At 41.6% G+C, this 13,726-nt stretch carries 16 protein-coding genes; 7 read left to right on the top strand and 9 right to left on the bottom strand.

The window, feature by feature from the left end; genetic code table 11:
* The gene (locus NST22_RS18910) at positions 1-717 is read left to right on the top strand and encodes an endonuclease V (protein WP_003243213.1); all 717 of its coding nucleotides are present in this window, start codon (positions 1-3) and stop codon (positions 715-717) included.
* A gap of 84 nt (positions 718-801) precedes the next feature.
* Here NST22_RS18910 and NST22_RS18905 read toward each other — a convergent pair whose 3' ends face one another.
* Entirely contained in the window at positions 802-1,683 is an 882-nt protein-coding gene (locus NST22_RS18905; protein ID WP_003243262.1) for a LysR family transcriptional regulator, read from the bottom strand.
* A 122-nt stretch (positions 1,684-1,805) separates the two neighbouring features.
* Between NST22_RS18905 and NST22_RS18900 the strand changes: the two genes are divergently transcribed.
* Positions 1,806-2,351, top strand: a complete 546-nt coding sequence (locus tag NST22_RS18900; RefSeq protein ID WP_003242945.1) for a flavodoxin family protein — start codon at positions 1,806-1,808, stop codon at positions 2,349-2,351.
* Positions 2,348-2,569, top strand: coding sequence for a hypothetical protein (locus NST22_RS18895; RefSeq protein WP_003243378.1), 222 nt, complete (start codon positions 2,348-2,350; stop codon positions 2,567-2,569). The genes NST22_RS18900 and NST22_RS18895 overlap by 4 nt, the downstream gene beginning before the upstream one ends.
* A gap of 26 nt (positions 2,570-2,595) precedes the next feature.
* On the opposite strand, the gene chrA is transcribed toward NST22_RS18895, so the two are convergent.
* Genes chrA through chrS form a run of 3 tightly spaced genes read right to left on the bottom strand, consistent with a single transcriptional unit; the run spans position 2,596 to position 4,212 of the window.
* Complete coding sequence (gene chrA, locus NST22_RS18890) at positions 2,596-3,132, bottom strand: chromate resistance efflux protein ChrA (protein ID WP_003227840.1); 537 nt, start codon at positions 3,130-3,132, stop codon at positions 2,596-2,598.
* Positions 3,129-3,722: a chromate efflux transporter subunit ChrB gene (gene chrB / locus NST22_RS18885; protein ID WP_003227843.1), complete on the bottom strand. Its 594-nt coding sequence runs from the start codon at positions 3,720-3,722 to the stop codon at positions 3,129-3,131. Before chrB ends, chrA begins: the two co-directional genes overlap by 4 nt.
* Positions 3,723-3,735: 13 nt before the next feature.
* The gene (gene chrS / locus NST22_RS18880) at positions 3,736-4,212 is read right to left on the bottom strand and encodes a chromate efflux transcriptional regulator ChrS (protein WP_003242900.1); all 477 of its coding nucleotides are present in this window, start codon (positions 4,210-4,212) and stop codon (positions 3,736-3,738) included.
* 213 nt (positions 4,213-4,425) lie between these two features.
* On the opposite strand from chrS, the gene ggt reads away from it, so the two are divergent.
* A complete protein-coding gene (gene ggt, locus NST22_RS18875; RefSeq protein WP_003227847.1) occupies positions 4,426-6,003 on the top strand; it encodes a gamma-glutamyltransferase in 1,578 nt (525 codons plus the stop codon).
* A 4-nt stretch (positions 6,004-6,007) separates the two neighbouring features.
* Here the strand turns inward: ggt and NST22_RS18870 are convergent, their stop codons facing one another.
* From NST22_RS18870 to cotG, 3 genes are all read right to left on the bottom strand, one after another.
* The gene (locus NST22_RS18870) at positions 6,008-6,343 is read right to left on the bottom strand and encodes a DUF4181 domain-containing protein (RefSeq protein ID WP_003227850.1); all 336 of its coding nucleotides are present in this window, start codon (positions 6,341-6,343) and stop codon (positions 6,008-6,010) included.
* A gap of 177 nt (positions 6,344-6,520) precedes the next feature.
* On the bottom strand, positions 6,521-7,138 hold the full coding sequence (locus NST22_RS18865) for a flavin reductase family protein (protein ID WP_003227852.1): 618 nt from the start codon (positions 7,136-7,138) through the stop codon (positions 6,521-6,523).
* A 173-nt stretch (positions 7,139-7,311) separates the two neighbouring features.
* Positions 7,312-7,899: a spore coat protein CotG gene (gene cotG, locus NST22_RS18860; RefSeq protein WP_010886627.1), complete on the bottom strand. Its 588-nt coding sequence runs from the start codon at positions 7,897-7,899 to the stop codon at positions 7,312-7,314.
* Between the two features lie 140 nt (positions 7,900-8,039).
* On the opposite strand from cotG, the gene cotH reads away from it, so the two are divergent.
* The 3 genes from cotH (at position 8,040) to NST22_RS18845 (ending at position 11,135) form a co-directional block, all read left to right on the top strand.
* Positions 8,040-9,128: a spore coat protein CotH gene (gene cotH, locus NST22_RS18855; protein WP_003227854.1), complete on the top strand. Its 1,089-nt coding sequence runs from the start codon at positions 8,040-8,042 to the stop codon at positions 9,126-9,128.
* A gap of 127 nt (positions 9,129-9,255) precedes the next feature.
* Entirely contained in the window at positions 9,256-10,398 is a 1,143-nt protein-coding gene (gene cotB / locus NST22_RS18850) for a spore coat protein CotB (protein ID WP_003242882.1), read from the top strand.
* A gap of 59 nt (positions 10,399-10,457) precedes the next feature.
* The gene (locus NST22_RS18845; RefSeq protein WP_003242695.1) at positions 10,458-11,135 is read left to right on the top strand and encodes a DUF2642 domain-containing protein; all 678 of its coding nucleotides are present in this window, start codon (positions 10,458-10,460) and stop codon (positions 11,133-11,135) included.
* Positions 11,136-11,191: 56 nt separating this feature from the next.
* Here NST22_RS18845 and NST22_RS18840 read toward each other — a convergent pair whose 3' ends face one another.
* Entirely contained in the window at positions 11,192-12,520 is a 1,329-nt protein-coding gene (locus tag NST22_RS18840) for an arsenic transporter (protein WP_010886626.1), read from the bottom strand.
* A gap of 210 nt (positions 12,521-12,730) precedes the next feature.
* The gene (gene alsR, locus NST22_RS18835; RefSeq protein ID WP_003227859.1) at positions 12,731-13,639 is read right to left on the bottom strand and encodes an acetoin biosynthesis transcriptional regulator AlsR; all 909 of its coding nucleotides are present in this window, start codon (positions 13,637-13,639) and stop codon (positions 12,731-12,733) included.
* Positions 13,640-13,726: the final 87 nt, after the last annotated feature.

Genomic DNA, 13,726 nt, shown 5'->3' with positions numbered 1-13,726 from the left:
ATGAAGGTATTTGATGTGCATAAATTTGATATGAAAAAGGAACAAGACTTTTTACAAGTGCAATTTAACCTTAAAAATCGTATCAACCTATCCCCCACGATCCATCCAGACTCCATCAACACCTGCGCAGGCGTCGACCTGGCCTATTGGGAGCAGGATGGAGAACCATACGGAGTGTGCTGTATTATCGTAATTGACGCTGATACAAAAGAAGTCATTGAAAAAGTGCACAGCATGGGGAGAATCAGCGTGCCGTATGTTTCCGGTTTTCTTGCGTTTCGCGAGCTGCCCTTGATCATCGAGGCGGCGAAAAAGCTGGAGACGGAGCCGGATGTCTTCTTGTTTGATGGCAACGGATATCTGCATTACAATCATATGGGCGTTGCCACCCATGCGGCTTTTTTTCTGGGCAAGCCGACGATTGGGATAGCGAAAACCTATCTCAAAATCAAAGGCTGCGATTTCGTGACGCCTGAAATTGAAGTAGGCGCATACACCGATATTATCATTGACGGCGAGGTATATGGACGGGCGCTGCGAACGCGGCGGGACGTGAAGCCTATTTTCTTGTCTTGCGGTAATTATATTGATTTAGACAGCAGCTATCAGATCACGATGAGCTTGATCAATCAAGAAAGCAGGCTGCCGATCCCTGTCCGCCTGGCTGACCTTGAGACGCATGTTTTGCGAACGTTTTATCAGAAAAATCACGTGTAACACTTGGGGCTCTAAGTCATCAAGTGTTTTTTTTGTATGTGTGTGCCCTGGTCTCAAAAACCTTGTCGTCCTTGTGGAGAGGTTTTATTTGAATGTTTTCCGTGTCAAATCGATAAAAGCCTTTAATGGCGCAGACATCCACTTGTCCTTATGCCATGCTAATTGAGTGAAAACGGGGCAATCGCTCTGCCAATTGAGTTCTTTCATCCGGCCTGCTGCAATATCATCTTTTACTGTCATTTCAGGCAAGATTCCAATCCCAAGTCCGGCCATCACGCATTGTTTGATGGCTTCTATGCTGACGAATTCCAATTTGTTAGGATAGATACCGGAGTCATGCAAATTGTTCTCAAAGAGCGTGCGGTACGAGCAGCCGTCCTCTGTCAGCAGAAGAGTTTCGTTTTGAAGATCCTTCAATGTTACTGGTAAATCCGCAGGAAAAGGATGGTCATTAGCAGCCACCATTTTGATCTCATCCTGAATCAAAGATTCAACGTGCAGTGCGTCTTCCATCCGGTTTACATCCAAGATGAAGGTGATATCAAGCTGGCCCTGTAAGAGCTGTTCTTTCGCTTGTTCATTGGAGATATATGGTTTGAATATGAGCTTTACTTGGGGAAAAGCCTGTTTAAATTCTTTTATGATAGGGGGCAGGCGGTATGTGCACTGGCTTTCCGTCGCCCCGATTTTTAAGGTTCCGGTTGTTTCTCTTACTTGATTTGTGGCCATTTTCGCTTCTTCTGTTAACGCAATGATCTTCTGTGCATAAGATTTGAACGTTTTTCCTGCTTCTGTCAAGATAAGCCGCTTGCCGAGCCGTTCAAATAAAGGCGTTCCGATTTCTTCTTCAAGTGATTTGATCTGAGAGGTAACGCTTGATTGTGCATAATTAAGCATTTTGGCGGTTAGGGTGAAGTTTACATGTTCAGCCGCCGTAATAAAGGTGATCAGCTGCTTCAATTCCACTTGTTCTCTTCCTTTCTAAATCGGTTTTAGCGATTGGATTAATCGAAATAATCATCTGTATTGATTGATGAATCCATTATATGATGAAGAAAATCATTCGTAAACAAAGGAGCAGATGCATCATGAAAATTGCGGTTATTAACGGCGGAACTCGGTCTGGCGGAAATACGGATGTTCTTGCGGAGAAGGCTGTTCAAGGATTCGATGCGGAGCACATTTATTTGCAGAAATATCCAATTCAACCAATTGAAGATCTGCGTCACGCCCAAGGCGGCTTTCGTCCTGTTCAAGATGACTACGATTCTATCATTGAACGGATATTGCAGTGCCATATTCTTATATTCGCCACCCCAATTTATTGGTTTGGCATGTCAGGGACATTAAAGCTGTTTATTGATCGCTGGTCACAGACGTTGAGAGATCCGAGATTTCCTGATTTTAAACAGCAAATGTCAGTGAAACAGGCATATGTAATAGCAGTGGGCGGAGACAATCCAAAAATAAAAGGGCTGCCGCTGATTCAGCAATTCGAACATATTTTTCATTTTATGGGAATGTCCTTTAAAGGCTATGTGCTGGGAGAAGGCAATCGTCCAGGCGATATTCTTCGTGATCATCAGGCGCTGTCCGCTGCGAGCCGCTTACTGAAAAGAAGCGATGCGATATGAAGTTTTTGCTGTCGGTCATTGCTGGCTTGCTGATTCTTGCACTCTATTTATTTTGGAAGGTCCAGCCTCCTGTTTGGATACAAGTTGAAACCAATTCGTCCCAGTTGAAGCAATCTGTGAGAATGGCAGGAACCACGCTGCAAGTCAAGCACATGATCAAGAGTGACGCAGGAGAAGAAACAGCTGTCATATCAAACGGCATTTCTGGGCTAAAATAAAAAAGCACCTGTCCAGGTGCTTTTTTCTATAAATAAGGGATCACAAGGCCCCCATATAAAAACGCCGCAATAATCAAAAATGCCGGATGCATTTTGAATTTTGTCATGGCAAGGAGCGAAATTCCCGTAATCACGATCGATTGGACCCAGCCGATCGCTTTGATGCCGTCTGCGCCGATTTGCCAGGTAAGAATGAGCATCATGACCGCGATGACAGGCTGGACGGACAGCGTCATGCCTTTGATGACAGGTGATTGGCGGAAGCGCTGGATGATGCGCAGCAGGACGATCAATGCGAGCGCCGACGGTACGACGGTTGCGATCAGGGCAATTAGGAAGCCGGGCCACCCGCCTGCGCTGTAGCCGACATACGCAGCGATTTTCGTGGCGATCGGGCCCGGCAATGCGTTCGCAAGTGCGAGCATATTTGAGAATTGATCGTTTGAGAGCCAGCTGTATCTGTTTACGACTTCTTCAAACATTAGCGGGATAGACGCAGGTCCGCCGCCATATCCCAGTAGGTTTGCGATAAAAAACGCCATAAATAAATAGATCGATATCATGAGGCTGACATTCCTTTATCTTTTGAATGTTTATTTGTGATTTTGTCTTTCAGTTTAAAATGAAACGCCCCGTAAGCTAAGAAAATGATAATGACCAGGCCGGGATTAATCTGTAAAGTTTGCAGGCCGATAAAAGCGATGATAAAAAACAGGATGCCGGTAACCCAGCCGAAACCTTTAAGCGCTTTTTGGCCAAACTCGTACGCCATGATTCCGAGCATGACCGCAATTACCGGCGTGACGGCACCAATCATACCTGCAACAATTGCTGAATGGCTTAACACATTTACAGCCGCAAACAAGCCCACCATCGCAAGACATGTAGGCAGAATGTGGGCGAGGATCGCCACAATTGCACCTAATGTGCCTTTTAGCTTAAAGCCCAGATAAGCAGCCATTTTGGTGGCAATCGGTCCGGGAAGCGCATTAGCGATTGCTAATATTTCTCCGAATTCATCATCGTCAATCCATTTATATTTATTGACCGCTTCATGGCGGATCAGCGGAATCACGGAAGGTCCGCCGCCGAACCCTAATATGCCGGTGCGAACCATTGCGGCCGTCATATCCCGATAAGGATGGTTTTTCATTTGTTTCTCTCCTTTACAGCTTCATTCCCATACGGCTTTTGTATCGTTTGATCAGCATCTGGCAATCAACACTGACGACGCCTCGCAATGGATACAGCCGTTTTGTTAAGAATTCTTCCATTTCTTGATCGTTGGTAAAGATCCCATGCATATGCAGCTTGCTCGGGCCTGTCATGTGATAAAGGCTGGTGACCGCAGGCTCTTCCTCAAGCTTAAGAGCGACCTCTTCTAAAAATTGCGGTTCTACCTCGACATTGAAAAACACGGAAACATGGATGCCGATTTTAGCGGGATTGATGACAGCGGTGAATTTTTCAATAACACCGGCTTCAATTAATTGGTTGATACGGGCCTGAACGGCGACCCGTGACAAATCGACTCTTTTGCCAAGATCCGTATAAGAAATTCTGCCTTCTTCATGCAAAATCGTGAGAATTTGTTTATCAGTCTCATCAAGTACAAGGTTGGGGATTTGATATTCATGACTCAATTGCTCCACCTGCTTTCGTAGCCTTTTAGCAATCATTTTATCATAAAAGTTACGTATAGAAATAATAATTTTTCATTTGTTTTCGAAATGAATGCGAAAATATCTTATTATTTGCGAAAAGAAGAAAGTTCGTCAGTTTTTCTGCCGGATCAGTAGATGTGAAAAATCAGGCTCCCTATACTGAAGAAAATTTCTTAAAAAAGGGGACTTGTGATGAACAAATCTGTCATCGGTACAAAGCAAATGGTCGTCAGTCCGCATTATCTCGCTTCTCAAGCCGGAAACCGCATACTGGATAAGGGAGGCAACGCGTTTGACGCCGCTGTTGCGGTGAGTGCTTGTCTTGCGGTTGTGTACCCGCATATGACCGGACTTGGCGGGGATTCCTTTTGGCTGACCTTTCACCAGGAAACAAAGGCAGTAAAAGTCTACAATGGCAGCGGCCGTTCAGGAAAAAACGTAACGAGAGATGTATATAAGGGAAAAAGCGCGATTCCGCTGCGGGGAATTGACAGTGCTATTACCGTGCCGGGAATGGTTGATAGCTGGGATGCGGTCCTGAAGGAGTACGGGCGTCTGTCTCTTGCAGATGTATTGGAGCCCGCACGCGATTATGCCCAAAATGGGTTTCCTGTATCAGCTGATCAGTGTCGTCACACAGAAAAGAATATTGAACTGCTGGCTTCCACGCCTTACACGGCTGACATCTTCACGAGAAGGGGCAAAGCACCTGTCCCGGGAGAGCGGTTTGTGCAAAAAGAGCTTGCAGACAGTCTGAACTTGATTGCTGAAAAAGGAAGAAGCGCATTTTATGAAGGAGATCTCGCTCAGCGGATTGTCTCACATTTACAGAATAACGGCAGTTACATGACAATCGATGATTTTAAAGCGCATCGGGGTGAGTGGGCAGCGCCTGTATCAAGTGATTATCGAGGATACAGTGTGTATCAGGCGCCGCCGAATTCTCAGGGATTTACCGGTTTATTAACACTGAACATTTTGGAAAACTATGATTTCACCCAAATCGAACACGGTTCATTTGAGTATTATCACGTGCTTGTGGAGGCATTGAAAAAGAGTTTTCTAGATCGGGATGCCGTCCTGACTGATCCGGCGTTTGCAGACATTCCGCTTGAAAGGCTTTTGGACAAACGTTATGCAAAACAATTGGCAGAAGAAATCGGCTATCTCGCAATACCGGCAGAAAGCAGGCCGGTGGGAAGTGATACGGCATATGCGGCCGTAATCGATGCGGATGGCAACGCAGTGTCATTCATTCAAAGCCTGTACTTTGAATTTGGCTCGGCAGTCACTGCCGGTGATACAGGCATATTACTGCAAAACCGCGGATCGTTTTTCTCACTGGATGAAAATCATGTCAACACGCTTGAACCGAGAAAGCGCACCTTCCATACGTTGATGCCGGCTATGGTCTGTAAAGGCGGAAAGCCAAAAATTCTGTACGGCACACAAGGCGGCGAAGGCCAGCCGCAGACCCAGACGGCCATCATTACCCGAATGCTGGACTACGGAATGCATCCACAGCAGGCAATCAGCGAACCGCGCTGGGTATGGGGCAGAACGTGGGGAGAGGAATACGAAGGTCTCAGAGTCGAGGGCAGATTCACAGACAAAACAATCCAAAAACTGAAAGACAGCGGGCATCTCGTGGAGGTTGTCGGTGACTATGATCCGCTGATGGGACAAGCGGCTGCAATCAAAGTTGATGAAGAAGGCTTTCTCCAAGGCGGAGCCGATCCTCGGGGAGACGGAGCGGCTGTGGGGATTTAAATAACTATAGGGTACAAACATAAATCAAAAGCATAAACATAAGGGAGACCTCTACAATGTGGTACATATACTGTTTATCTTCAGGTCTATAATGCCACTCCATAAAAATACGTATTGAGTCAATCACAATAAAAAATAAAAGAAGCAAATATTCAACTGGAAAAAAGGAGAGTGAAAACACAAACAAAATAAGTAAAGTGATTTCGATCCATTTGTGTGTATTGCTGACATGCTTATATCGCCAGCCGGATTTATCAATACCGTATTTTTTCTTTATAAAAAATTGAGAGGCGAGACTGATGGTAATAGCGATCAGCATTAAAATCCAAAAGTTTGTCATTCCAATTCCTCCTAATCTACCTTTATACGAAGAAAAAGGAAAAACGTTTCATAAAAGAACACCCCGAGCTTGCTCTGGGTGTTCTTTTTTTTGATATTTTTTCAGTTATTTACAGGCGATATTTTGTAATCATAAGGTCTTTTTGACTAGTTTCTTCTATTTAAATAGTCCTTCTCTTCAGCTGGGACGAATCAGTGTGAATTCTTCCCCCAGCTTGGCATAGTGATTTCCCGCCAATCGTGAGGCAGGCTTTAATTCATCCGTTAAAATATATCCCTTTTCTGCATCATACACCTTTTCATCTAGGTGGAAGCAGACAACTCTTCCGATGAGCAGATCTGCTGTAGTGATGCCTTGATCATTGTCAAAGGTAATATGCCGCTCTAATTTGCACTCAAAGCGAACGCGGGCTTCCTTAATGCCGGGAACTGAAACAGCTTTGCTTTCAACAGGATGAAGCGAGGTGCGTGTAAGCTCGCTTTCATCCGGCCTTAAGCTTGCAGCTGTTTCATTGATATCTTCAATGATGGCTTCATCACTGACATGAACGACAAATTCTCCGTTCTCCACTGCGTTTCGTGCTGTATCTTTTTGGCGTCCTTCCGTCCTGTTAACAGAAATACTGAGAAGCGGAGGATCTGAGCTGACGACGTTATAAAAACTGAAAGGCGCGGCATTTACCGCTCCTCCTGAAGAAAGTGTTGTCACAAATGCAATGGGGCGGGGAATAACGGTACCTGACAATAGCTTGTATGTGTCTTTGGCACTAAGCTGATCAGCTTGAAATATGTACATAGCAACAACCGCCTTTATCGTTAGGATACCTTGATTATAACGAAATGGTTTAAAGGAAACCAAATGATGCGGGTTGCATATGTTATGTCATGACATATATCTAATACAGGGCAAATAAAAAAATAGGCTTCCGTACCTCCGCCGGCAGCCTATTGAAACAATGAAAACTTAGATTATTTGTATTTCTTTTTGACTACCCAGCAATTGCCGTCTTTCCAGTATTCTTTTTTGCTGTCATAATCATCGTGTCTTTTGTAGTCGTCGCAGTGGTGGTGCGGTTTTTTGTAGTATTTCTTATGGGAACGATAAGATTTTTTGTGTGTGCGGCATGACTTCTTATAGCTGCGAGATTTTTTCTTGTGAGAACAGTAAGACTTTTTGTAGCTGCGAGATTTTTTGTAAGAACGGCAAGATTTTTTATAGCTACGAGATTTTTTGTAAGAACGGTAAGATTTTTTATAGCTGCGAGATTTTTTGTGAGAACGGTACGATTTTTTGTGGCTGCGAGATTTCTTGTGAGAGCAGTATGATTTTTTGTGGCTGCGAGATTTTTTGTGAGAACAGAATGATTTTTTGTGACTGCGAGATTTTTTGTGAGAGCAGTATGATTTTTTATGGCTGCGAGATTTTTTGTGAGTGCGGTGCGACTTTTTATGACTGCGTTTTTTTCCATGAGGCTCTTGGTATAAATAATCCTTTAAACCTTCTTTTTTTGCGGATTTCACCGCTTCTTCGATGTCAGAATGGGAATAGTGGCCCAATTTGAAATCCTCCTTTTAAAAATATGTTAAGGATGAAGATCCTTACTACCCTCATAGTACGCGCGGTTTTAAAAAGTGTATAAGTGTTCCGCTGAGATCTTATAAAAATAAAAGCCTAAAATTTGTAAGGAGGATTATGGATGAAGAATCAATCCAATTTACCGCTTTATCAGCTGTTTGTTCATCCAAAAGACTTGCGTGAATTAAAAAAGGATATATGGGACGATGATCCGGTGCCAGCTGTGATGAAGGTAAATCAAAAAAGGCTGGATATTGATATCGCTTATCGGGGATCACATATCAGAGACTTCAAAAAGAAGTCATACCATATTTCCTTTTATCAGCCGAAAACATTCCGCGGCGCGCGAGAGATTCACTTAAATGCGGAGTATAAAGACCCTTCCTTGATGAGAAACAAATTGTCTCTGGATTTTTTCTCGGAGCTAGGGACACTGTCTCCAAAGGCAGAGTTTGCGTTTGTAAAGATGAATGGGAAGAATGAAGGGGTTTATCTTGAACTTGAATCCGTAGATGAATATTATTTGGCGAAAAGGAAGCTGGCTGATGGCGCGATTTTTTATGCGGTGGATGATGATGCCAACTTTTCTCTGATGAGCGATTTAGAAAGGGAAACGAAAACATCGCTGGAGCTTGGATATGAAAAGAAAACAGGGACTGAGGAAGATGATTTTTATTTACAAGATATGATTTTTAAAATTAATACGGTCCCTAAAGCTCAGTTTAAGTCAGAAGTGACAAAACACGTGGATGTCGATAAGTATTTGCGCTGGCTTGCTGGTATTGTATTCACCTCGAACTATGACGGGTTTGTCCACAACTACGCATTATACAGAAGCGGGGAAACCGGATTATTTGAGGTGATTCCTTGGGATTATGATGCGACTTGGGGCAGGGATATCCATGGAGAGCGGATGGCTGCCGATTATGTAAGAATTCAAGGATTTAATACACTAACCGCCCGGATATTGGATGAATCCGAGTTTCGCAAGTCCTACAAGCGCCTGTTAGAAAAAACGCTCCAATCTCTTTTTACAATAGAATATATGGAACCGAAAATCATGGCGATGTATGAACGGATTAGGCCGTTTGTCCTCATGGACCCGTATAAAAAGAATGATATTGAGCGTTTTGACCGTGAGCCGGATGTGATCTGCGAGTATATTAAAAACCGTTCACAATACCTCAAAGATCATTTAAGTATTTTATGAATGCGTGAAAATGGGTATTCGCGGAAAAAGCGACAATTAGGCTATTGAATTAGTTCAACAAATAAATGTGACACGTATATATGCAGTATGTTTATCATCTATGTATAAGTGACTAGGAGGAATTTGAATGAGCAAGAGGAGAATGAAATATCATTCAAATAATGAAATATCGTATTATAACTTTTTGCACTCAATGAAAGATAAAATTGTTACTGTATATCGTGGAGGTCCGGAATCTAAAAAAGGAAAATTAACAGCTGTAAAATCAGATTATATAGCTTTACAAGCTGAAAAAAAAATAATTTATTATCAGTTGGAGCATGTGAAAAGTATTACTGAGGATACCAATAATAGCACCACAACAATTGAGACTGAGGAAATGCTCGATGCTGATGATTTTCATAGCTTAATCGGACATTTAATAAACCAATCAGTTCAATTTAACCAAGGGGGTCCGGAATCTAAAAAAGGAAGATTGGTCTGGCTGGGAGATGATTACGCTGCGTTAAACACAAATGAGGATGGGGTAGTGTATTTTAATATCCATCACATCAAAAGTATAAGTAAACACGAGCCTGATTTGAAAATAGAAGAGCAGACGCCAGTTGGAGTTTTGGAAGCTGATGATTTAAGCGAGGTTTTTAAGAGTCTGACTCATAAATGGGTTTCAATTAATCGTGGAGGTCCGGAAGCCATTGAGGGTATCCTTGTAGATAATGCCGACGGCCATTATACTATAGTGAAAAATCAAGAGGTGCTTCGCATCTATCCTTTTCACATAAAAAGCATCAGCTTAGGTCCAAAAGGGTCGTACAAAAAAGAGGATCAAAAAAATGAACAAAACCAGGAAGACAATAATGATAAGGACAGCAATTCGTTCATTTCTTCAAAATCATATAGCTCATCAAAATCATCTAAACGATCACTAAAATCTTCAGATGATCAATCATCCAAATCTGGTCGTTCGTCACGTTCAAAAAGTTCTTCAAAATCATCTAAACGATCACTAAAATCTTCGGATTATCAATCATCCAAATCTGGCCGTTCGTCACGTTCAAAAAGTTCTTCAAAATCATCTAAACGATCATTAAAATCTTCAGATTATCAATCATCAAAATCATCTAAACGATCACCAAGATCTTCAGATTATCAATCATCAAGATCACCAGGCTATTCAAGTTCAATAAAAAGTTCAGGAAAACAAAAGGAAGATTATAGCTATGAAACGATTGTCAGAACGATAGACTATCACTGGAAACGTAAATTTTAATAGATAATGGAGGAGCATCAGATAAAGTGATGCCCTTTTTCAGTTAAAGGAGGAGAATCGTGAAAGGTTTGAATCAATTCCTTAACACAGATGTTGAGGTTGTCATTTCAGGAGATACAAGGTTTGTCGGCACCCTCATAGATATCGGACAGGATATTTTTGTTATTTTTGATGGCTGCAATTATCTTTATATTCCCTTGTTGCATCTTCATCAAATAAACAAGGCGAAAATAGTGACCAGTACTGAGAAGCCATTTTTGATCAATCCGGAAGATCCAATGATAGAGGCAGAAACTCAAGCTTTTTCATATAGAAATACATTAAACAAGGTCAAAGGCCAGTTTATTGAAGTTTATGTAACTGGGGGTCGATCGATCCATGGATATGTTACAAATGTTTTAAACGATTATATTGTATTTTTCTCACCCGTATTTAAAATACTTTTTATATCTATGCATCATTTAAAATGGTTTACCCCTTATTCAACTGAACAAACACCGTATACTCTTGACAACTCACAATTGCCGGTCGTGCCTTCCAAAGTTCCTCTTGTGCGTAATTTTGAGGAGCAGATCAAAAAAAATATTGGTGAATTGGTCATATTTGATATGGGAGAGGTGCCAGAAAAAGTCGGACTATTAAAGGGTGTCTCTAATAATATCATTGAGCTTATTAACGCAAGTGGAGAGCCAGTCATTTGGAAGTTAAATCATCTAAAGACAATGCATCTTCCCTAGTGTATACAAAACTGCCCTCTTGAAAAGCAGAAGGCAGTTTTTCGTTTCATACTGTGCTAAAGAAATAACCAACTGATCCAAAAATATAAACATGTTAACGTAAAAAGAACAGTCAGCGGAATGATGATAATGGTCGTTTTTATATATTCGCCCCATGAAATACTTTCATCATGCTGTTTTAATATATGCATCCAAATAAGCGTTGCTAAGGTTCCCATAGGTAATAATAATGAACCGATATCACTGCCGATAATATTTGCCAAGTAGATGATTTTTGTTGTTGAAGGATTCAGGGTCATTTCAGTTAAGGTAAAAGTACTGATCATTAACGCTGGATGGTTGTTAAAGAGATTAGAAAAAACTGAAGTAGAGATACCTGATGCGAAAGTTGCATGGGCGAGGCTTCCAGAAACCACAGGTTCAAAATAACTCACAAGTAACTCTGTGAATCCAATATTATGCAGACCATAAATTAAGACATACATAGTAAAAGCGAATATAAAAATGTGCCAAGGCGATTTATATAACAAGTCTCTTGGGGAGGTTTTGAAATAAATCCATCTCCAGCTCAACAGGATAAAAGATCCGATGACAGCGACTAGAGGAACAGAAATACCGGTATATGATGCTGCAAATAGACTCATTCTGACGAGAAAAACAAATGCAAGCACAAACAACATGATTTTTGTTTGATTTCGTTCTGGTAAAGGAGCTGATGGCGAATGAAGAGGATGGTACCTTCTATGCCGCAGAGACTGAAAATGGCCCGGTATATCTGGCAGGCTTTTGGGAAGACGTTTATAAAAGAACATAAACAGTAGACAAGTCATAAAAATGAGTCCCATCATACTAGGGACAAACATCATGGCGGTGTGAAGATATAGATCCATTCCAATGATTTTGAGAGAAATTAAATTAACAATATTACTTACGCCAATCGGTGCGCTAGAGGCTGTGGCTATTAAAACACCGCTTAATAAATATGGGGCTTTTTGATGTTTTTTTAAACCTAAATATTTTAGTACAAGCAAAAGGATTGGAGTTGTGATCAAAATGCTCCCATCATTATTAAGGAAAATGGTCATGAGAAAGCAGAGCAAATTGGTTAGCCAAAAAAGCTTGATGCCTGAACCCTTGGATTGTTGGAGCAGTTTTGCAGCCACCCAATAAAAGAAACCAAAGCTTTCTAGTGCAATGGCCATAATCATAGTGGCAAGGATTGTAACCGATGCACCCGTGACTTTTGTTCCGATTTCCCCTAAGTCTGCCAATGACACACTTCCGCACAATAAAACCATTAAAGCGCCAAATGTGGCGGGGATAGCTTCATTTAGTCCTTTTGGTCTCCAGAAAATAAAAATCATTGTTACGAAAAAAGCGAGCAATGTGAATATGCCGGTGAACTCAATAATTTACTTCACCTCTCTATCTTTCATTTTTAAAATCAAACTAATGTCCTGCGCTTACTGATGTCCTTGCCAACTATTTGTACTGTATGTATACGTATACTGATATAAAGTTGTACTAAGCGATTATATTAAATTAATAAAAATTCCATAAGAATCCCAAAAGAAAAAAGAGATTGCAAGTATTGTTCATGTACCTGCATCACTCTCTTTAGTTCTTGTCTGCTGACAATTTGAAATATGAATAAAATGCTTTATAAGCGGATTATGATTGTCTTTGCGGTAAGCGATAACCCATTCTGCATTAAGCTGTATTTGGTCCATTTTTCGATAAGTAACATCCAAATTAAATAATTTTTTGGCCGAGGAAGGAACAAATGTCATACCAATTCCGGCACTGACTAAACCAATCACCATTTGATATTCTGTGGCTTCCTGGACAATGTTGGGTCTGAAGCCCGCTTGTTCACAGAACTGAATAAAATCCATGTATAGAGTAGGCCATGCTTCTTTAGCAACAGTAATAATTGGTTCATCTCTTAAATCCTCAATCGTAATTGATTCCTTAGAAGTCAATGGGTGTTGCTTAGGCAAAGCTAAAACACAAGGGCTGCTTTGGGCGGTTTCGATATGTAAAGCTGTATGCTGTAAGGGAGGATGAAGTATACCAATATCAATGTTGCCCTTTAGTAGCTCCTCCTGCTGCCTAGACGAGGATATTTCACGCAGTTCTATTTTCACAGATGGGAATTTTTTACGATATTCCCGGACAATCGGCGGCAGAAATTCATATGTAGCTGATCCGACAAAACCGATTACGAGAAGGCCTTGCTCGCCGCGGGCCGTCCGCTGTGCCAGTTCAATTCCTTGTCCGATTTGCATCAATGCCATGCGGCAATGATTTAAAAAGATTTCTCCTGCTGCGGTAAGCTCGACAAATCGTTTTGTCCTTTTCAGAAGCGTAACTCCGACTTCTTCCTCCAGCTGTTTGATCTGCTGGCTGAGAGGAGGCTGCGTCATGTTCAGCCGCCGGGCAGCCTTTCCGAAATGAAGCTCTTCGGCTACTGCGATAAAGTATTGAAGATGGCGAAGCTCCATTCAATATGCATTCCTTTCCATAGGTTAATAATTCGTATTACATATTAATCATAAGGCGAATCGATATTGGAGGTCAATTTCCAAAGA

Origin of the sequence: Bacillus sp. PS237 (assembly GCF_037963345.1) — a bacterium.
Taxonomy (GTDB): Bacteria; Bacillota; Bacilli; order Bacillales; family Bacillaceae; genus Bacillus; species Bacillus subtilis.
The sequence above is the reverse complement of the archived record's forward strand: the minus strand, read 5'-3'. Positions and strand labels throughout refer to the sequence as shown.

Excerpts from the sequence above, each read along its gene's own strand:
- cotH (WP_003227854.1), top strand. The coding sequence starts at position 8,040 with ATGAAGAATCAATCCAATTTACCGCTTTATCAGCTGTTTGTTCATCCA.
- chrA (WP_003227840.1), bottom strand. The coding sequence starts at position 3,132 with ATGATATCGATCTATTTATTTATGGCGTTTTTTATCGCAAACCTACTG.
- NST22_RS18910 (WP_003243213.1), top strand. The coding sequence starts at position 1 with ATGAAGGTATTTGATGTGCATAAATTTGATATGAAAAAGGAACAAGAC.
- NST22_RS18895 (WP_003243378.1), top strand. The coding sequence starts at position 2,348 with ATGAAGTTTTTGCTGTCGGTCATTGCTGGCTTGCTGATTCTTGCACTC.
- alsR (WP_003227859.1), bottom strand. The coding sequence starts at position 13,639 with ATGGAGCTTCGCCATCTTCAATACTTTATCGCAGTAGCCGAAGAGCTT.
- NST22_RS18865 (WP_003227852.1), bottom strand. The coding sequence starts at position 7,138 with ATGTACATATTTCAAGCTGATCAGCTTAGTGCCAAAGACACATACAAG.
- NST22_RS18870 (WP_003227850.1), bottom strand. The coding sequence starts at position 6,343 with ATGACAAACTTTTGGATTTTAATGCTGATCGCTATTACCATCAGTCTC.
- chrB (WP_003227843.1), bottom strand. The coding sequence starts at position 3,722 with ATGAAAAACCATCCTTATCGGGATATGACGGCCGCAATGGTTCGCACC.
- cotB (WP_003242882.1), top strand. The coding sequence starts at position 9,256 with ATGAGCAAGAGGAGAATGAAATATCATTCAAATAATGAAATATCGTAT.
- ggt (WP_003227847.1), top strand. The coding sequence starts at position 4,426 with ATGAACAAATCTGTCATCGGTACAAAGCAAATGGTCGTCAGTCCGCAT.
- NST22_RS18900 (WP_003242945.1), top strand. The coding sequence starts at position 1,806 with ATGAAAATTGCGGTTATTAACGGCGGAACTCGGTCTGGCGGAAATACG.